The organism is Clostridium hydrogenum (assembly GCF_021432385.1).
Lineage (GTDB): Bacteria > Bacillota > Clostridia > Clostridiales > Clostridiaceae > Clostridium_S > Clostridium_S hydrogenum.
In genome coordinates, this window is the sequence record NZ_JAEACT010000002.1 from 335500 (window position 1) to 355389 (window position 19890).

A 19890-nucleotide genomic window follows, 5' to 3' on the forward strand; every position below is an offset into this window, starting at 1 on the left:
TATAGTCATAAAAAAGTCATAACTTTAATATGCGTTACTTAAAGAAGCTTTTAACTATAAATACACCTTCCTTTTACCTTTTAGATTTTAACTATATTATACTTGCATATACATCGCCTGTCAAAGTATATTTGATTTTTATATATTTTAGTTTATAATTAAAGATACATAGCTTGGAAATCAAAATCGCAAATTCCAAATTTACCCTAGCAGCGATGTTTTTCAATTCACAATTCACAATGAAGGAGGATTTTCCTCAGCTTTGCTGCAGAAAATCTTAAAACTTATTTTTTTATTGCTTACGAAATAGCACCATTTATAGTACTAGGTGGAGCTTATAATTTAAGATTTTCCTGACGAAAGCTTATTAATATACAAAGTTTTATTGCACTACTATTGAAAGTACTTCTACTAAGTTAAAGAACCTACATGGGCTTTACGCCCAAATCCCTAGGCAAGGTTTGATAATACGCATACATTTTTGTTTGCTAAATTTGAAATTAATATGCATAGGTTCATGAATTTACATGGGCTAAAGCCCAAACCCCTAGTATGTGTATCCTTCATTGTGCATTGTGAACTGTGAATTGTGAATTGAAAATATTAGGATACATTGGGGATTTGTGATTTCAATGTTTCAAGTTGTATATTTATATAGATAAAATGGAGGGAGTTTTTTTAATGAAAAAGGCTGTAATCGGATTTATAATTTTTGCCGCACTAGTTATTTGCGGGTTTTGCTATTATGAATTTTTTTCAGATTTTTCCTACTTAGCAACTATGAAAGGTCACACTACATTGATGAAGAACAATTCATCTCAAGTAACTTTTTATGTTAAAAAAGGTGAGGCGCTTAATTTTATCTGTGATTCTTCTATTAAACATGGTACTTTAAAATTAACATTATCTGATTTAAACGGAAAAACGATAAAAAGCTTTAGAACCAATACAAATTATCATGAACATATATGTTTAAGTAAAGATAATGAATATGAAATTTCTGCAACTTATGCTAATTTTATTGGTAAGTTCAGCATCAAATGCAAGTAAAGATGACTGAAAGTTATTTGACATAAAACGTATACAATGCTACTATTAATAAAAAGTAGGTTTATAATTGAACATATTGAATTTATTGGTTATTAATCTTGGGACTTTTCATTTAGGCATATTAAAAAAATAATAAGTTCAAATTGAGAGATAGTTTTGTGTAATACAAGGAACTATAATTCTTTAATACTGGTTGTCTTAGCGTGTTAAATATATACCACCGTGAAACTCGAAATTCATTTGTACCAAAATGTTGGTTTCTGAACATTATGGTGCACATGAATTTCGATAGTTGAACTGGTATATCTATATGGTGACGAAGAGTACACAAAACTAGCCGAAAGTTAGACTTGTTATTTTCTTTAATATGCCTTATAAGGGGGAAATTTTTAATGAGTAAAAAAGCTTCATCAATAAATGCTGAAAAGGCAAAACCCTCAAAATCAATTGGGGCTAAAGATGAACGTATTTTAAAAATTAGAGAAAAATCAGGATACATGACACTGAAACTTACAAACTACATACTTTATATTGCTGTAATTATCCTATTCTTTACAAGAGCAAGCATGGCAGCTTTATTTATATGTGTTTCACTAGTAATAGTACAATTCTTATCATCTATTCTCTTTGCAAGTTACTACTCAAAGAGAATATAAACTTATTGCGAAGTAAGAGCATTCTGGAACATTAAATAACATCAATAAATCTAAGAGGAATATTCTCAAAATCCTAAGAACTTTCAATAACTCACTAACGTTCAAACAAATTGAAAGCTCTAAGGCTTTTAAGAATATTCCTCTAAGATTTATAAGATGTTATTTAAATCGTTCCAAAACGCTCTTACTTCGCAATTACAGTGGTTTAAGTGAAGAACACATACCAGGGGTTTGGGCGTCAGCCCATTAAGATTATTAAACCTATAATACTAATTTCTAGTGCTACATTTAAAAAAGATATATTAATCAGAAATATTAGCGTGCCTACGGAATTTTAGGCTAGTGCAGAAAATTTGATCTTTTACCAAATAATATGTTAGAAGCTGCTAATTAGTATATTAATTGATGAACTTATTTAAACATTGTGAAATAAAGATGTAGTGGATTAATCAAAGAACCTTTGGTAGGTGTAGAGAAAAAATGATGTTAGGGAATAGTGGCGAAAAAATTTCTAAAATAAAATTGTATACAACTTAGTGGGAAATTTTTCAAAGCTTTAGAGCTTTAGATTGTCTGAGCATCTTTTTGCGAGTTATCGAAAGCTCTTAAGCTTTGAAAAATTTGCCGCTTAATTTTATTAATTTTATTTAGGATTTTGAGCCGCTATTCACTAACATCATTTTTCTACACCTGCCAAAGGTTCTTTGATTTTGCACTACACTTTGCTTCGCAATATTTAACTATTATCCCCTAAGTCCATTGGCTTGACGTTCCATATTCTCTATAACAACATCATAAATTTCGCCCAAAGAAGCACAATATTCAAGTACCTTCCATGGTATGTTGGTATGAAAATGAATTTTGATCATTTCTTCATCACCAACAGCAAGTAAACAGTCACCTTCAATATTTTTTGTGATATATTCATTGATATTGTCCTCGGAAAGATCATGTCCTTCAATTAATAATTGTGTATCAAATTTGTATTCAAGCATATTTTTTTCTCCTTTATCATTTCCACATCATAGTTTACAAGTATAACTTATAAATTTTTCAATATCACTTTCAATAAGCTTTAATGAATTTCTCCAAAAGTCTATTGAGTGAACATCTATATTCATTATTTTTGCAGCATCAGCAATATTCTTCGTACTTGTTTCACTTAAAAATATATCATATTGTTTAACAAAACTTTGTCCGTTCTTTATAAATTCAGCATATAAACCTTTTGAAAACAATACCCCAAAGGAATAAGGAAAGTTTAAAAATTCATTACCAGCCATAAAATATCCAGCCTTATTCATCCACATATAAGGATGAATAGTTTCTATTTCAATACTGTCTCCATAGGCTTCCTTCATGCAATTAGCCATTAACTCATTTAATTCGTCAACAGATAAAGCACCAGATTTTCTTTTTTCGAATAGCTTATTTTCAAATAAATAACGACCATAAAAATCTACTAAGTAATACAAAGTGTCAGAAATACTACTTTGTAAAATTGTTAATGCTTCATCAACCGGCAACTTTTCAATCAATCGATTATTTAATATAGTTTCACAAAAAACCGACGCAGTTTCTGCAATAGGTGTAGGACATTCAGTATTCAGCATTGTTTGTGTATAAAATTTAGAACCATGATATGCATGTCCTATCTCATGAGCTAATACGCTAACATCAATAAATTTTTCATTAAAATTAGTCATTATGCGAGCTTCTTGTATTGGGAAAACATCTACTTCTAATCCAAAATCACCCTTGCCCTTTCTTACTTCAGCATCAATCCACTTATTTTCAAAAACCTTTCTTGAAAAGTTAGAAAGTTTTTCACTGAAATTTTCAAAACTAGATACTATTAAATCCTTAGCTTCTATATATGATACTTTAGTGTTGTTACCTCCAATAGGGGCATATATATCATAAAAAGGAAGCGCCTCTTTATATCCTAATACTTCAGCTTTTTTTCTATAAAACTCACGAAGCATCGGCAAACTTTCTTTTATTGCCGACATCATAACATTTAAAGTTTCAACATCCATTCTTGAATTAATGAGTACTTTTTCTAATGGTGATTTGTATCCTCTCATTTCATAGACAGTTATTGCTTCACCGCTAATTCCATTTATACATTTAGCACAGGCTTTTGATATACTTTTACATAAATCAGCTTCTTTAAAATAAGCAGCCTTTCTTAAAGAATTATCTTCATCATACATCATATTTTTCAGTTCAGAAATCGTTAATCTTTGTACTTTGCCTCTAATGGTAATATCCTCCGTGGTAGTTGATATTAATTCCATATAGTATTTTTCCCAAGCTCTAGAGCCTGAATTTTGCATCTTGGAAATAATTAATTCTTCTTTTTCACTTAATAAATATTTTGATTTTAGCAAAAGTTCTTTAAGATAAAATTTGTGTTCTAATATATATTCCGTTTTATCCATTATTTCATCTAAAGCTTTAAGTTCTATAAGCCATCTGCTAAAGCCTATAAAAACTTCAGTTAGTTCAGAGTTTTTATCCTCAACCTCATCAAAAATATTTGCCGCTTCAATATTCTGAAAATCAGCATTCATAATTAAATATGCGTAAGTAGATATCTTAAAATATATTTTTTTATATTCATTAATAAGTCTTAAAAATTCTTCAATTTTATATGCCGCATTTGCATAATTTTCAAAGTTATTCTCATTTGCTTTTTTTATATGCTCTATATAATTATCAAGCTGTTTCATATCATTTTTAAAATTCTCAGAATCAAATGAGGTATAGATATTATTTAAATTCCACGTTAAATCCATTAATAAACATCTCCTCTATAAAAACATTATTAACTTTAAGGCTTCATCTAATTTTTATCTACATATTTAAACCACTCCCAGTGTTTTTACTTAGTATGTTATTAATGGATTTATAATTAACTGCTTGTATAATATACCTGTTGATACATACGCGTCAAGTATATAATTTTTCTAGTTACAGCTATGACCCTAATGTTGAAGAAACATTAAACAAGAATGGATTTCTTAAAAGCTCTTCTGCAATAACCGCAAAGTTAATATATTCAGGTGAGTTAAAAACCCATCTTTCAACTGCAATAAATCTAAAACATCCGGCTTGTTCAGGATTGAAAGACAAGGAAGTATCTGTTCCAGGGCATACAAAAGGGCATACTTCTTATTTGGTCAATGCAAAAGAACATCCAATTCTTATAGCTGGTGATGCATGCTGTATCAGTTTAAGTATGGAGAAAGGCGTTGGTCCTTCAGGTTCAGATGTGACACTTGTACAAAGATCATTTGAAAGAATTATGCAGTTTCTTAAAAATAATCCTGAGGTAAAAGTATAGATGGGACACGAATGGGGCTGTCGCACTAGGATTATTTAATACGTAACTTAAAATTATTGCGAACCAACTTATAATTGGAATTTGTCATTATGGTTAAGAATCTATCATAGAATCCTCTTTTTTATCTAGATTAAATACTTTCCAAGCAATTAAGGATACAATCCAAACTAGTGCAAACATTCCAACAAGAATATATCCCATTACACCAAAATCTAAGTTTTGTAGCCAAGCCCAAAAGCCTCTATTTAAACCTTCTTCTTGCGCAAACACCTGTCCAACTTCTATAATACTTATAACTCCCGCTGCTAGTATAGAAAGACTAGTGATAGTTATATTATAGTATACTTTTTTCAATGGTGAAGTAAGCACCCATTGGTATGCTGTAGACATAAAGAAACCATCTAATGTATCCATAAGGCACATACCCGAAGTAAATAGAATAGGAAAAGCTATAACGGCAGTCCATGGTATCCCTTGAGCTGTTGCAGATGCTGATGTAGCCAAAACCGCTATTTGTGTGGCTGTATCAAATCCAAGCCCAAATAAAAAACCTATAATATAAATATGCCAATTTTTATTAGCAATACCAAGCAAATGATTTATTGCACGATTTACACGACCTTTATCTGATCTCTCAAGACTTTCATCTGTATATGTACCATTTCTCATTTCTTTAAAAGTTTTTATTATATCCCTTAACATAATGAAATTAACAATGGCAAGAAGCAGAAGAAATATTGCTGAAATAATAGTACCTATCACACCTCCAACCGCTTGAAATTGTGGCATTGCCTTCTTTGCCCAGTTAACTGCAAAAATTGTTACTATTCCCATAATGATAACTACCGTAGAATGACCTAATGAAAAGAAAAATCCAGCTCCTCTAGTTTTTCCACCCTGTTGAACAAGTTTTCTAGTCATATTATCAATGCATGCTATATGATCACAATCAAATGCATGTGCAAGTCCAAAAGTCAAAGATACAACTGCCATTCCAAGAAGTGTTGGAAATTTAAAAACTCCAGTTGAAAGAAATATCAATCCGCAAACAAATATAAACATTACAAATGATCCATACTTTATTGCATCTGCTTTCCAACGAAAATTATTAGTATTCATAAAACCATCCTTCCTCTATTATCTTCTAACATATAAAATATTAAAAATCAAAAATAATACCACAAAAGTTGATAAGCATATACTAATCAACCTTCGTGGTATCTATTAAAAGTAATACATGTATTTAATTTTATTATACAAAATATATGCTCTCGCAGCATGTAGTTAATAATACTATAATAACCTTAACTTGTAAATAGTAATTTATTTTTTAATATGTTTATCACCCCATTTACTCATAAACTCAAGAATCGGTATTAATGTCATTCCTTCTTCTGTTAAGGAATATTCAACTTTAGGTGGGACTTCATTATACTGTTCTCTATGAATTAAATTGCTAATTTCTAATTCTTTTAACTGTGAACTTAATGTCTTATGTGAAATAGGCTCTAAGTTCTTCCTTGTTAGCATATAACAAATAAGTGCATACTTACTTACTTTTTTATAATGATATATAATTCATAACATAAAGTTATTAAACATGCAAATGGAGGTAAAATTAATGAAGGTAATAGCAATTAACGGTAGTCCTAGGAAAAATAAAAATACAGCTACTCTCCTTAATAATGTACTGGAGGGAGCAGCTTCACATGGTGCTGAAACAGAGCTTATTCATCTTTATGATTTAAATTATAAGGGTTGTATAAGTTGTTTTGCTTGTAAATTAAAAAATGGTAAAAGTTACGGTAAATGTGCCTTAAAAGATGACTTGGCACCCATTCTTGAAAAAATCTCAACCGCCGATGCAATTATTCTTGGTTCTCCAATATACTTGCACTCAATTACTGGAGCTATGAAATCTTTCCTAGAGAGACTTGTTTTTCAATACCTAGTTTATGACCACGATCATTCAAGTCTTTTTCAAAGGAAAATACCTGTTGGATTCATTTATACAATGAATGTAACCAGCGATCAATTTAAAGCTGGATATGAAGCCGAACTTAAATCTATTGAAACATATATAAAGAAAACATTTGGTTCTTTTGAGGCTTTAATTGCTAATGATACGTATCAATTTGATGATTATTCAAAATATGTTGCACCATTATTTGATGAAAAGAAAAAGAGAAAAGTTAAAAAAGAACAATTCCCCAAGGACTGTCAAAATGCATTTGATATGGGAATACGATTAGTTGAACAATCCAACATATAAAAATTGCAAATACCAAGCTTCTCCTCGCAAATTACAATTTGAATCAGAGTAGAGAGTAAAGAGTAGAGAGTAGAGTGATGGTTGATTTTTCTCCACTATCGCTACGAAAAATCTCAAAACTTATTTTTTTTATTGCTGCGCAATCGCGCCATACATGGCGTTCAGCGAAGCTGACACCATTTAAGTTTAAGATTTACCTAAGCAACGCGAAAGGCAAATCATCCTTCTTTGTACTCTGTACTTTGTACTTTGTACTCTGCTCCAAAAATTGTAATTTAATAGTATACATTTGATATTAGTAATTTCAACATTTCAAGTAGTTCCTCCATAAGCAGTATTGATTCTATACATATCTTTCTATATAATGAACATAAATAATATAGAAGAAGAGGCTGATTAGCATATGAAGTATAATGTAAAATTATTAAGGCAAGAAAATTACAAGCCAACCTTTTGGTCTGGAGGCATGGCTACAGAACTGACAACATATCCTCTAAATTCTGATTTTGCCAGTAGAAATTTTTTATGGAGGTTAGGAGTTGCTAAAATTGACATAGCAGAATCTACCTTTAGCAGCCTGCCAAAGGTTTCACGCAAATTCATGGTTATAGAAGGAATGATAACTCTCGACCATGAAGGTAAATACAAAAAACTACTTAATCCCTTTGAGCAAGACAAATTTATGGGTGATTGGAAAACTAAAACTTATGGCAAAGCTTCTGTTTTTAATTTAATGACTATGGGAAATTATGATGGTGAATTACTTCATCTTAATATTAGTCCTTATAACCAATTAAAATTCGAATATAAAACTCCATCAAATAAAAATTTAGTTGCAATTTGTTTTTACACTGTAAATGGTGGATTTAATTCTAATATTGATGGTAAAGCTTTTGAAACTGTTAAAAATGATTTGATTTTAATTAACTGTGTAAATTCAGGATATACTCATGAATTTATGCTTTCTAACAATACTTCAGAAATTACTAATATAGTAGTAAGTATAATTTATCTAACTTAAAATTACTTTTGCATAAGAAATCAGCTTATTATATATCCTTAATCCCCAAATACTATTTTTTATTAAACTCACTTATTCTTTAATAAATCCCTGATTTCTTGAAGCAGTAAAACCTCTTCAGATGGTTTAACTTCTTCTGTAACAGCTTCAGCTTTCTTTTCTTTCTTAAACTTATTTATTAACTTTATAAACAAAAAAATAGAAAATGAAATAATTAAAAAATCAATAATATTTTGAATAAAGCTCCCATAATTAAGAGTAACTGCCGGTACGTTCCCATGTGGTCCCTTAATTACAAACTTTAAATATGTAAAATTAACCCCACCTGTTAAAGCGCCTAATATTGGCATAATGATGTCATTTACCATAGATGTGACTATTTTTCCAAAAGCACCACCTATAACAACACCAACAGCTAAATCCACTACATTTCCCTTTATTGCAAACTCCTTGAACTCTTTAAGCATAGCATCCTTCTTCTTTCAATTGATTTAAATACCTATTTAAAAGTGACTCATTGAAAGCAATCACCTTCATTTCCTTCCCTTATTATAAAATATGATATACATATAGATAAATTATTATACTAAAACAAAATAGGTGCTAGCATAAAATGCATAAATTATGCACTAAGTGAGCACCCTTTAAATTTATATTTCTATTCAATATCTTTGCTTCCAACTAAAATTGATTTATTTGCTATTGATTGAGTAGCATAATCATGGCTAATCAAAATAACTGTTTTATCTATTTCCTTTAAACTTTCAAGAATAACCCGCTTGTTATTAGGATCAATAGCAGAAGTTCCTTCATCAATCATAATAATTTTTGAATCACTTAAGAATGCCCTTGCCAAGCAAATTCTCTGGGCTTGTCCCCCTGATAATCCACGATATCCACTTCCAACCTTTGTATCAAGCCCTTTGTCTAAACTTTCAACAAAATCAAGTACAGCAGCCTTTTTAAGTGCTTTTTTCATATCCTCATCACTAGCCTTTGAATTAGCAATAATCAAATTCTCCCGAATTGTTCCAGTAAATACATTATTACATTGAGGAACATATGAAAATGATTGTTCACTATTTGAATTCATATTAAAAAAAATACTACCCGACAATGGATGATAAAGTCCCAATATTATTTTCATAAGCGTTGTCTTTCCTACTCCACTATCCCCTTCCAAAAGAACTTTATCATTCTTATGAATATCGAAATCTAAATATTTTAACACAGCTTTCAAATTTTCTTCCTTACTATCATAATTTAATTTATAAGAAAATGATAAATCATAGCCTTTTATTATAGTATCACTATTTTCGTCCGCTTTAAATTTTTGAAATATACACTTATTGCAATTATCCTCTTCCAAAAGGAACTTAGTAATTCTATTATAGCTTGTTTGTGCTTGAACAGATTCTTTTTGAATTATTGGTGCAATATACAATGGCCAATTAAAAGAACTTGAAAGCGTTATAAATCCAAGCAATCCTCCAATCTTCATAGAACCAATTGATATAAAATACACCCCTATAAATATCCAAGCAGCCATGCAAACATATGTAATTAAAGAAAAAAGGGATGATAAAAAGGCCGTCATTTTTGCTTGTTTAAATTTTTCGTGGCTGTAAATACACGCCTGCTTGCTAAACTTTTTTTGAAGTATATCATATGCTTTGGATAATTTTATAAGTGGAAGCTTATTAAAAGTTAAAAGAATACCTTGCCTTATTTGCTCCTGCAATTTTTGAATTTCACTTGCATTTTTCATAAGTTGCTTTTCAATTATTTTAGGAAGAAAAAAGGAAATCGTTGAAAAAACCATAATTATAATTGTAAGCTTGCAAGAGACCTGTATACCAAACAAAATCGCCAAGCAAAATCCAGCTATACCAGTAACGGCATTTATGACACATCTTTGATAAAAACAAGAAACTCTATTAACATCCGAATCTACAATTGTCATCCACTCTCCATCACTCAAAGCCTCAACCTTTAAATAATAATTAGTATTCATCTTTAACAACAATCTATCTTTGAATTTTTTTTCAACCCTTAAAGTATTTTGAACAGATACTTTTTTTATAATATAATATGAAGCTGCATTAAGAAATACTGTAATTATACTAATAACAAATAGATAAATCTTATGACTATTCATTTCATTCTTTCCTTGAAAAAGCATCTGTATGCAGTTTGCAATGATATAATTATAAAGCGAAATAATTATAGAAGATATATAAATTAATAATCTATGGAATCTATTAGGTTTCACAGCATCATAAATTTTAAAAATCGAGTTACTCTTTTTCATATAGACAGCCTCCATCCATAAAATAAGTGCGGTTAGAAATTTCCATAGAAGCTTCCTTGTGTGATACTATAATAATTCCAGTATTTTTAGATAATTGGGTAAGAACCTTCTGTACTAACTTAATATTATTTTCATCCAAGGCGGAAAACGGTTCATCCAATATTAAAAAAGGTTTATATCTCAAGATTGCTCTTGCAATAGAAAATCTCTGAAGTTCTCCAACAGAAAACTGAAGATTTGTATCTACAACTGTATCATATTTCAATTCTAAAGCTTGAATTCTGTCATGCAAATTGAGTTCTTTACATATTTTTTGGATTTCGTAAATAGGAACCTCAAGGTCATTCCCAAATTTTAAATTTTCCATTACCGTAAGCCCTGGAAACAATGCATTTTCTTGCGGAACATACGCAAAGTAATCTCTAGCTATTTTTACAATCTGCTCATCTTCTTTTAAATACAGTTCACCGTAATCATATTTTCTTAGCAAAAGAATAATACTAATTAATGTAGTTTTACCGCAACCACTTTCTCCAACCAATGATATAATTTCCCCTGTAGCAAGTTTAAAATCACAATTAGTAAGAACTGCGTTATCCTTATCATACGAGAAGCTAATATTCTTTCCAATCAGCTTTAAGCTTTTTTTCTTTTTATTCGTATCCCTATCCAAAACCTCTTCTGTTTCAGATTTTAAATTCAAAATTGTATTAATACGGGTAACAGATGCTTTCCTCTGAGAATTTTCTACTACTTTATTAGGCAGTCTAAGAAGTGGATATAGTATGGACTCTCCTATTACAGTATATAAACCTGTCAACTTTCCTATATTCATCAAATTAATTGTTACAAGATAAAAGCCAACAAAAATTACTAGTATATTTGAAAGATTAATAATTGATGTTGAAAAAAAACTGGACTTTCCATTATTAATTGCATTTTTCATCTTTTTTTCGCTCTTGCTATCAAACAATTTTTTAAAAAATATGTTTCTTATTTCAAATGCATTAAATATTCTAATAATTTCTTGGTTTCTCTTATTCTCAAGTAAAAAATTTTTATTTTGTCCTTCAATTTTTTGTATAAAAAGACTTGTTTGCTTTATCTTTTTAGAATAATATTGTACGACAAAAAATAAAATACTTGTGAAAAAAGAAAATATAACAGTTATTAAAAAAGAAGCCCTAATCAAATAAATAAATCCAACTATAATTCGTATAATTTCACCAACTATGGGAATAATACCTTGAAAAACATAATCAGAAGCATTCTCTGAGTCCTCTGTAATTAAGGTTAAATAATCACCTTCACTATATCTATCAGATTCTTTAATTGAAACTCTCATTATTTTTTCATATATCTTATTTTGTAAATCATATACAACACCTTGAGAGAGCTTAGAAGTATAAACACCTTTTAAATAAATATTAATTGCATATACAGCACTAATGCTTATATAAAGCACAATGTATGGTAGTAATTCCCCAGCTACGCTGCCAACTGCAATATTGACAGCCTTTTCTAAAACAGAAGCTTCTATAACCGAAAAACAACTATCAAATAATAATGCAATAATAAGTATAGTAAGCTTAATATATGATACTTTATACATTTTTTTATTAAGTAACTTCTTCAATTAAATCACCTTTTAACCGTTTAATCTTGACTCTGTTTCATAAACACTAGCTTCTTCGTTATCAATGTAATGTGTCCTTATTCCTGCCGTCTTAGCTTTCATGTCATAAATAATAAAATGCATATATTTAATGCCTACTTTTTTGCCAAGCATAACTATTTTACTTTCAGAACTACTATCTTTAGGTGATGGAAGGTGCCCTCTGCCATGATTGTGAACTATAGCTATTCCTTTATTTTTCTCCTTACAACCAAGCACTGATGAAATTAAAAATCTTGAATCAATGCTCACATTATCAGGTGTAGTTATGTATGCACCATCAGGAATCTCTATTTTTGAGCTCAAAACTTGTTTTCCCGACACATCTTCTGTCTCATATAAAGAAATAATCTCGGTAGACTTTCCACGATATAAAGCTTGTAACTCCAATAATTTGTTATAATCAAGCTCCAATACCTTATCGTCATCATAATCCTTTCTAAGAGACTTGCCATAAATATTATATGCATGCATTAATTCATCATATCGTTCCCTGTTATTTAAGTATAAGTCACTCATATTGGAATAAAACACCTCTAAGCCTTGCTTGAAATTATCACAATGCAATTTTTCAACATTATTTTTTAAACACATTTGGCAAAATCGCTTATCACCACATTTTTTACACTTAATTTCATTCTTTGATTTACAAAGTCCATCCATTGATTTTACTTCATCGTCCTGAAATACATTTCCCAATCTTTTTGATTCTTCTCCTAGAAAAATCTGACAAGGATATATATCTCCTGTCATCAAAACTGTGAACTGTGAAACACCCGCATCACAAAAATTTTCGATATAATGAGATGTTCTATAAACGTTTATCAATCTTATAATAAAATCATCAAAAATATAAGGATAATTGGAAAAAAACTTATTAAAATATTGTACATAATTTAGTTTTTCCTTAGGCGAATATTTATTTTCATCAGTATCTTCCTTAGTATTAATATGATATGATGCAGCTGAATTTACAATAACCCTACTGACATTAAATTTTTTTGACAAATAATCTCTAATATCATATCTTGTTAAACCATTCTCCTCACCTAATTTTGTATATGTTGCCTCAATGGAAAAAGAGTCCAGTTTACGCAATCTAAACAAATTATTACACACCTTATCATATGTCTCTTCTCCATTTATTAATGGTCTTTGCAAATTTTGAATTTTTCTTGGACCATCAATACTAACTATCATTTTAATATTATATTTTTCTATTATTTTTAATACCTCTTCATCAATGCAATAGCCATTGCTCACCATTGAAAACATTGGCATTTTAGCTATTTTATTTTCCTTAAAGAGCTTTGTTACATATTCACACACAAACTCTATTGTTTTTTTCCCTAACAATGGCTCTCCACCAAAAAAACTAATTTGCTTAATTTCTTGATATTTCCCATAAAAATACTCGATAATTTTTTTTGCTGTTTCAATACTCATATCAGCAGTTTGTCCTAAATTATAATTTCCTCCATTAGCATAGCAATAAATGCATTTAAAATTACATTTATTAGTCAATAACAATCTTAATTGCTTTAATTTCTTGCCTTCTTTATCCTTAACTGGTTCTCTTGATAATATTTTATTTATATTCTCTTCATCATATTTACTTATATTACCCTCCTCTATTCTCTTTGCAACTGTTGATGGTATAATATATTTTTTTGATGAATATTTGTCATATAATAAAGATTTCTCATTTACCATATTATGATATACAAACAAATTTTCCTTATCCATAACCTTTCACCTCAATTTCTATATAATAAAGAGGAAACGTTCAAAACAACATTTCCTCTCCATTTTTGAATATACCAACTTTTTAAGTAAGAAAGCAAATGGCTATTCCATACTTTCCATTTCTCCTCCACCGCCACAGGCATTTCCACAGCAGGCAAATTCAATCATGTCAGTATCAAGTCCATACTCTTCTACTTCAATTGCTTCCCAGTTTTCATTCATATTACTCCCCCCTCTCACCAATCTAAATTTAATTATTAGTAAAAATTTATATCAAAAAGGATTTTTTCCTTCAACCTTGAGTATATGAAAATCTCCTTTATGAATAAGCAATCAATAAATTTTACTTTAAAACTTTTATAAATCATATAATTAAGTTTATTTATATACCAATTAAGTTATTGTTCTTTATCTATGTAATTATACATCTTTACTCCATTGTTTTATTATCCCCATTATAGCTACTTTTTTCCATATTGTATACTAAAATCGTTCATCATAAATTAACATATTTATATATTATTTTTAATTTTTAGGAGCTTGTTTTGTATTAATTTGTCAATCTTGTTTGTTTTTTATTGCTTTTTTAGTAATATTAAGCCATTAAAAATATTAATTTATTAAAATATTATTTGTTTATTTCTATATCACACAAAAAAAACCATACCAAAATGTTAGGCAGCCTTTAGACATGCCTATGCAATTGATATAGTTATTTTCTATGAAAAAATTTATTTAAAGTTCTATTTCAAAATACTTATATAAATTCTTTTTACCATATTCCGTAATTCCAATTTCTCTGTTTACAAGCGATTTTTTAACCCAGCCTAATCCAATTAACCCGCTTGTAATAACTTTTCCTAATTCTCCAGCTATATGATAATTCTTCTCACTCCAATCATAGCATTTAATTCCTCGTAAGTTTTCTATATCTTTCAACCTATAATTTATTATTTCTAATTCAATCAATTTACTTATTCCAAATTCTGTAACATAGAATATATCATTTTCTAATTGAATATAGCTAAATCTTAAAAAAGCCTCTGTAATCCTTATTCCTAATTTTCCAGCAATATGGTCATAACAAAGCCTCGCATTTCTTAGAGCTTCTGAATGTATATATTGATTTAATGACTTGGTTTTAGGTGATTTTGAAAGTTTCATAAGTAATTCAAGTAATTTTGCAACATCTTCATTAGCTAATTTAAAATAACTATACCTACCATATATAGTTTTTTCAATAATTCCTGCGTTAACCATTTTAGATAAATGAAATGTTGCTGTTTGTGGTTTAATACCAGCTATTTTGGCTAATTCGCCTGCGGTACGTTGACCTCCTAATAAGTTCATAAGCATTATGCTTCTAGATGAATCGGCTATTAATGATGCAATATCATTTACCATAGGATCTGGTTTCAAAATAAGTCCCTCCAGACTTTTATAATTTAACAATATCGTTTCTATCTCCATCGAAATAATATTGCTTTATAATTATATCATAAGTTAACTTAAAATTTTAATTTTATATACGGAGGCATTTCTTATGAAAAATTTAAAAGATATTAAACTATGCGTCTTTGATGCATATGGTACATTATTCGATGTTAATTCAGTCACTAAACACTATTGTAACGAATTGGGAGATATATCTGAACCATTTTCAAAGCTTTGGAGGTCTAAACAATTAGAATATTCTTGGTTACGTAGTCTTATGAATAGATATGATGACTTTTGGCATATAACTGAAGAATCGCTAGATTACGCTTTAGATTATTTTAATATTAAAAATGAGTTTTTAAAAATTAATCTTTTAAAATCATATGAGCATATTAATTGCTACGGAGAAGTTCCTACTACTTTATTTAAATTAAAAGAAATGGTAATATCAACTGCTATATTATCCAATGCTTCACCTAACATGTTACATATGGCTATTAAAAATTCTAAGATAGATTTCCTTATAGATTCCTGTATTTCTGTTGACAGTCTTAATATATATAAACCTCATCCTACTGCCTATAATTTAATTTTAGAAAAATATGACCTTAACAAAAATGAAATTTTATTTATCTCTTCTAATAGTTGGGATGTGGCTGGTGCTAAAAGTTTTGGCTTCAATGTAGCTTGGATAAATCGCTTTAATAATAAAAAAGAAGTCTTACCATTTGAATCAGACATTGAATTAAAATCTCTACTTGACTTAGTTCTGCTTCTCTAAATGACGACCAAGTATATGATAAACCTATAAACTCTGCTACAGACTTTTCAAATTGGGTTCAAAATTATCCATTGCTCCATAAGAATTTTCATATTCTAAATCCTCCATTTTAAAAATGCATCATATCATAAGTAGATTTTTTTTAATGGCTATGTTTTAAATAAGTGTTGATTTTCACACTTATTTAAAACATAGCTTCCTTTAGTAAGTTTAGCTATTTTTAAAAGAATGTTTCTATGATGCGTTGGCTTTTATGGACTCTTAGGATTGCTCGTTTATAATTTGCGTAATTTTGACTAGAACGGTCAAAGCCATTTAGGCATCAGGACGATGCATCTAAATGGGTAGCAAATTATAAACGAGCAATTCTTAGAGTCCATTAAGGCATTTTAAAAAAAATAATAAGTCCAAATTGAGAGATAGTTTTGTGTAATACAAGGAATTGTAACACGCTAATACTGGTTGTCTTAGTGTGCTATAGTGACGAAATATTACACAAAACTAGCCGAAAGTTGAACTTGTTATTTTCTTTAAGATGCCTACTGTCATAAGCTCATATCAACATTCTTTTAAAACATAGCCATTTAAATCAACCTTACCAATGAATTTAATCTCCAACTTAACAATTCCACTGATTTTTCTTCATATCAACATGATCCGAATCTTTAAAGGATACACCTTCTTCTAATAGAAGAAATCGTTGTTCTTGCCACCCAGGTGCCAACCTTCCAGCATGATTTACCACACGATGACATGGGTATCTTCCATAAAATTCTGCTTGGCTAAGAACCTTCCCTACAAGTCGTGCGTTTTTGTCTCTACCAATAAGTCTGGCAATTTGTCCATACGTAGCCACTTTTCCTTCTGGGATTTCTTCCACAACGGAGAGTATTTCATAAATTAATCTTTCATCCATAATTTTTTTCATATATTCACCTGTTACATGAATCCTCCTTATATATATTGTTACATTCTTAATTTTGATTCAATAAAATTTCTTCCTTCAAAATTTCTATAAATAACTTTTTTGTAGAAGATATATATTGTTTCTTAACTTGTTGCAAGATGCCAATTTCAATATATGGATTAACAATATTAACTGGAATTTTCACAAAGTTTTCAGATAATTGTAAAGATGAAATTATTACTCCTACACCAGAAAGTTTTTCTACAAATGAAGGAATTGAAGATATTTGACTAATAGAATAACAAAACGGCCTATTATGAAGCTTCAAAAACTCCTCCTCCAACCTAATGCTATACAAGCAATTTTTCCCACCAATAATTAGAGGGTATTCTATCAATTTATCTATAGAAATTGATTTTTTTTTAGCAAATGGGTGATTATTAGTAACAATAAAAGATATTTTTTCATTGTAAATATTCTCAAAATCCAAGTTGTATTCGCTACTGCTTGAGCAAATAGCAAAATCTATAGAATTATTAGATAAAGCCGTTGATAGTGAATCCGTATTTCCAACAATAAAATTACAGGTAATATTAGGTTTATATTCAGCAAACTTTTTAAGCACCTTTGGTAGAATACTGACTGCAAGTGTCTCTATTATTCCTATATTTAAAACGCCTATTTCTTCCTTTTGTAAAAACTTTGCTTGCTCCAATACAAAATTCCAATGCTTAATAAGCTCATCAATTTCTTCTGCAAATATTTTCCCAGCAGGAGTCAATTCTGCATCCCACCCTCTCTGAAAAAGTTTAATACCTATTTCTTTTTCTAAGCGTTGAACCTGATTGGTTATAGTAGATTGAGCATAATGCAGTTTAATCGCTGCATTTGAAAAAGTTCTTTCTTGAATAATAGTACGAAAAGTAATAAGTTCTTTTAAATCCATTTTTAACACTCCATCTTCATCTATAAAATTGATAATTTTTATTAATTAATTCAATTATACAAATGAAAACATCTGTTGTAAAATTAAGACATCAAATAAAAGGAGGCGATTGCAAAATGCCATTCGTTAGAGTAAGTTATTGTGAAGAAAAATATACCAAGAAAGATTTACCTTTAATTAGTGAAAATATATTAAACTCACTCATTGAGGAATTTAATGTTCCTCCAAAAGATTATTTTCAAGTTTTTGCCTCTCACAAAAAAGAAGAAATTTTCTATGATAATAATTATCTTATTAATAAAACTAGGACTGATGGTGTTCTATATATTCAAATTACATGTGGATCAGGCAGAACTATGGAACAAAAAAAGGCGTTATATATGAATATTGCAGACAAGCTATTTATAAATTGTAAAGTTCCTAAAGAGAATGTGTTCATAATGCTTATAGAAACTGAATTAGAAGACTGGTCATTTGGCGAAGGTATAGCCCAAATGATTAAATGAAATTAACATTTAGCAAAATGTAAAAGGAAGGAATATTAATGAAGAATAAAGCAATAATATTAATCTTTAAGTATTCCTTTTTCTATTTTAGCTGAACATTTTTTATAAAAAGATATGCAAACTATTGTATACTTTAACTATTTTTTATAAGAACTTTTTCTATTTCTGCAATATAAAATGTATGGTAATCTTTTTTAGGATACCATTTTTCATCTAATTCACCTACTGTAAAACATTTAGGATCAAAATCTTGTGCATATAACTTTTTACATATAATCGCAATATTTCCTTCTTCAAAATAAGGTGTATTATTTTCATGTTGAATTGTTAAATTGACTTTGGAAATCTTATCTTCATCCCTACCAGATACAGTTCCAAGATAACTTAATTTTTTTCTAAAAGTTTCATCAAAGAATGTTAAAGAAAAAGTATCAGAATTATCTACGAATTCTTTAGTATAACGCTGAGGTCTTATACCAATATAAACTACATTTTTAGCAAACATTATACCAAAGCCACCCCAGCTTGCAGTCATAGTATTTACCTTATTATCCTTCTCTGCTGTAATTAACATCCAATCCTTACCTATAAGTTGAAATGTGCTTTTATTTAATTCTTCTGGTTTAATTTCTTTAAATTTATTCATAATATCATTCTAGCTCCTTCTATTAATACAAATTACTTTGCAAATTCTTATTAACATGTATTATTATATACTTAATACAATGCAATACTAGTATGCACTTTATTGTAAGATACTCACTGAAAGGAAAGTAATAAGATGGATAAATGTACCGATATAAACCCCGAACCATTTGAATATACATTGTCTATAATTAGTGGTAAATGGAAAATGATTATAATGTTTTGGCTATGGCGTTGTGAAGTTATGCGTTATGGAGAATTAAAGAAATCCGTTAACGGCATTACTCATAAGATGCTAAGCAGTCAACTAAAGGAACTTGAAGCTGATAATATTATAGTACGCACGGAATACGGGCAAGTGCCACCAAGAGTGGAATATTCTTTATCTAAAAAAGGAATATCTCTTATGCCCATTTTAAAAGAAATGTGTATCTGGGGACATTCAAATTTTAAGAATTTATCATAAACATTATTTGTTGTATCTCTTAACACTCCTATACGATACATTACCTATAATATTGCATTTGTACAATATATATATATCAGAAAAAATAGTAGCCCCTTTCGCAATGGTTAGCTACTATTTTT

The 19890-nt window shown here is 29.2% G+C and carries 19 protein-coding genes and 1 pseudogene; 8 read left to right on the forward strand and 12 right to left on the reverse strand.

What is annotated here, in order from left to right; genetic code table 11:
- The first annotated feature begins 681 nt into the window (after positions 1-681).
- Both CUEA01_RS01570 and CUEA01_RS01575 read left to right on the forward strand, forming a co-directional pair.
- On the forward strand, positions 682-1050 hold the full coding sequence (locus CUEA01_RS01570; protein ID WP_234117386.1) for a hypothetical protein: 369 nt from the start codon (positions 682-684) through the stop codon (positions 1048-1050).
- A 392-nt stretch (positions 1051-1442) separates the two neighbouring features.
- Positions 1443-1706, forward strand: coding sequence for a DUF2178 domain-containing protein (locus tag CUEA01_RS01575; RefSeq protein WP_234117387.1), 264 nt, complete (start codon positions 1443-1445; stop codon positions 1704-1706).
- 743 nt (positions 1707-2449) lie between these two features.
- Here the strand turns inward: CUEA01_RS01575 and CUEA01_RS01580 are convergent.
- Positions 2450-2701 carry a kinase to dihydroxyacetone kinase gene (locus CUEA01_RS01580; RefSeq protein ID WP_234117388.1) on the reverse strand — a complete coding sequence of 84 codons (252 nt, stop codon included), beginning with the start codon at positions 2699-2701 and terminating at the stop codon, positions 2450-2452.
- Positions 2702-2728: 27 nt separating this feature from the next.
- Positions 2729-4507 carry a M3 family oligoendopeptidase gene (locus CUEA01_RS01585; RefSeq protein WP_234117389.1) on the reverse strand — a complete coding sequence of 593 codons (1779 nt, stop codon included), beginning with the start codon at positions 4505-4507 and terminating at the stop codon, positions 2729-2731.
- Between the two features lie 140 nt (positions 4508-4647).
- Here CUEA01_RS01585 and CUEA01_RS01590 point away from each other — a divergent pair, with 140 nt between their 5' ends.
- Positions 4648-5055, forward strand: coding sequence for an MBL fold metallo-hydrolase (locus CUEA01_RS01590; protein ID WP_234117390.1), 408 nt, complete (start codon positions 4648-4650; stop codon positions 5053-5055).
- A gap of 93 nt (positions 5056-5148) precedes the next feature.
- Here CUEA01_RS01590 and CUEA01_RS01595 read toward each other — a convergent pair whose 3' ends face one another.
- Both CUEA01_RS01595 and CUEA01_RS01600 read right to left on the reverse strand, forming a co-directional pair.
- Positions 5149-6174, reverse strand: coding sequence for a HoxN/HupN/NixA family nickel/cobalt transporter (locus CUEA01_RS01595; RefSeq protein WP_234117391.1), 1026 nt, complete (start codon positions 6172-6174; stop codon positions 5149-5151).
- Between the two features lie 204 nt (positions 6175-6378).
- A pseudogene (locus CUEA01_RS01600) lies at positions 6379-6570 on the reverse strand (winged helix-turn-helix transcriptional regulator); the annotation flags it as partial.
- 106 nt (positions 6571-6676) lie between these two features.
- Between CUEA01_RS01600 and CUEA01_RS01605 the strand changes: the two are divergent.
- Positions 6677-7327, forward strand: a complete 651-nt coding sequence (locus CUEA01_RS01605; RefSeq protein WP_234117392.1) for a flavodoxin family protein — start codon at positions 6677-6679, stop codon at positions 7325-7327.
- A 403-nt stretch (positions 7328-7730) separates the two neighbouring features.
- Complete coding sequence (locus CUEA01_RS01610; protein WP_234117393.1) at positions 7731-8348, forward strand: HutD family protein; 618 nt, start codon at positions 7731-7733, stop codon at positions 8346-8348.
- Between the two features lie 68 nt (positions 8349-8416).
- Here CUEA01_RS01610 and mscL read toward each other — a convergent pair whose 3' ends face one another.
- From mscL to CUEA01_RS01635, 5 genes are all read right to left on the reverse strand, one after another.
- Complete coding sequence (gene mscL, locus CUEA01_RS01615; RefSeq protein ID WP_234117394.1) at positions 8417-8815, reverse strand: large-conductance mechanosensitive channel protein MscL; 399 nt, start codon at positions 8813-8815, stop codon at positions 8417-8419.
- 191 nt (positions 8816-9006) lie between these two features.
- Positions 9007-10659 carry an ATP-binding cassette domain-containing protein gene (locus tag CUEA01_RS01620; protein WP_234117395.1) on the reverse strand — a complete coding sequence of 551 codons (1653 nt, stop codon included), beginning with the start codon at positions 10657-10659 and terminating at the stop codon, positions 9007-9009.
- Positions 10646-12271 carry an ABC transporter ATP-binding protein gene (locus CUEA01_RS01625; protein WP_234117396.1) on the reverse strand — a complete coding sequence of 542 codons (1626 nt, stop codon included), beginning with the start codon at positions 12269-12271 and terminating at the stop codon, positions 10646-10648. The genes CUEA01_RS01620 and CUEA01_RS01625 overlap by 14 nt, the downstream gene beginning before the upstream one ends.
- Before the next feature lie 36 nt (positions 12272-12307).
- Positions 12308-14080 (reverse strand): radical SAM/SPASM domain-containing protein, encoded by a 1773-nt coding sequence (locus CUEA01_RS01630; protein ID WP_234117397.1) that lies wholly within the window; start codon positions 14078-14080, stop codon positions 12308-12310.
- A 735-nt stretch (positions 14081-14815) separates the two neighbouring features.
- Positions 14816-15499 carry an ArsR/SmtB family transcription factor gene (locus CUEA01_RS01635; protein ID WP_234117398.1) on the reverse strand — a complete coding sequence of 228 codons (684 nt, stop codon included), beginning with the start codon at positions 15497-15499 and terminating at the stop codon, positions 14816-14818.
- 124 nt (positions 15500-15623) lie between these two features.
- Here CUEA01_RS01635 and CUEA01_RS01640 point away from each other — a divergent pair, with 124 nt between their 5' ends.
- Positions 15624-16298, forward strand: coding sequence for a haloacid dehalogenase type II (locus CUEA01_RS01640; protein WP_234117399.1), 675 nt, complete (start codon positions 15624-15626; stop codon positions 16296-16298).
- Between the two features lie 619 nt (positions 16299-16917).
- On the opposite strand, the gene CUEA01_RS01645 is transcribed toward CUEA01_RS01640, so the two are convergent.
- Both CUEA01_RS01645 and CUEA01_RS01650 read right to left on the reverse strand, forming a co-directional pair.
- On the reverse strand, positions 16918-17226 hold the full coding sequence (locus CUEA01_RS01645) for an MGMT family protein (protein WP_234117400.1): 309 nt from the start codon (positions 17224-17226) through the stop codon (positions 16918-16920).
- Between the two features lie 46 nt (positions 17227-17272).
- Positions 17273-18151, reverse strand: a complete 879-nt coding sequence (locus tag CUEA01_RS01650; protein WP_234117401.1) for a LysR family transcriptional regulator — start codon at positions 18149-18151, stop codon at positions 17273-17275.
- A gap of 62 nt (positions 18152-18213) precedes the next feature.
- Between CUEA01_RS01650 and CUEA01_RS01655 the strand changes: the two genes are divergently transcribed.
- A complete protein-coding gene (locus tag CUEA01_RS01655; RefSeq protein ID WP_234117402.1) occupies positions 18214-18657 on the forward strand; it encodes a tautomerase family protein in 444 nt (147 codons plus the stop codon).
- 133 nt (positions 18658-18790) lie between these two features.
- On the opposite strand, the gene CUEA01_RS01660 is transcribed toward CUEA01_RS01655, so the two are convergent.
- On the reverse strand, positions 18791-19303 hold the full coding sequence (locus CUEA01_RS01660) for a flavin reductase (protein WP_234117403.1): 513 nt from the start codon (positions 19301-19303) through the stop codon (positions 18791-18793).
- 135 nt (positions 19304-19438) lie between these two features.
- Here CUEA01_RS01660 and CUEA01_RS01665 point away from each other — a divergent pair, with 135 nt between their 5' ends.
- The gene (locus tag CUEA01_RS01665; RefSeq protein WP_234117404.1) at positions 19439-19768 is read left to right on the forward strand and encodes a winged helix-turn-helix transcriptional regulator; all 330 of its coding nucleotides are present in this window, start codon (positions 19439-19441) and stop codon (positions 19766-19768) included.
- Positions 19769-19890 lie beyond the last annotated feature (122 nt).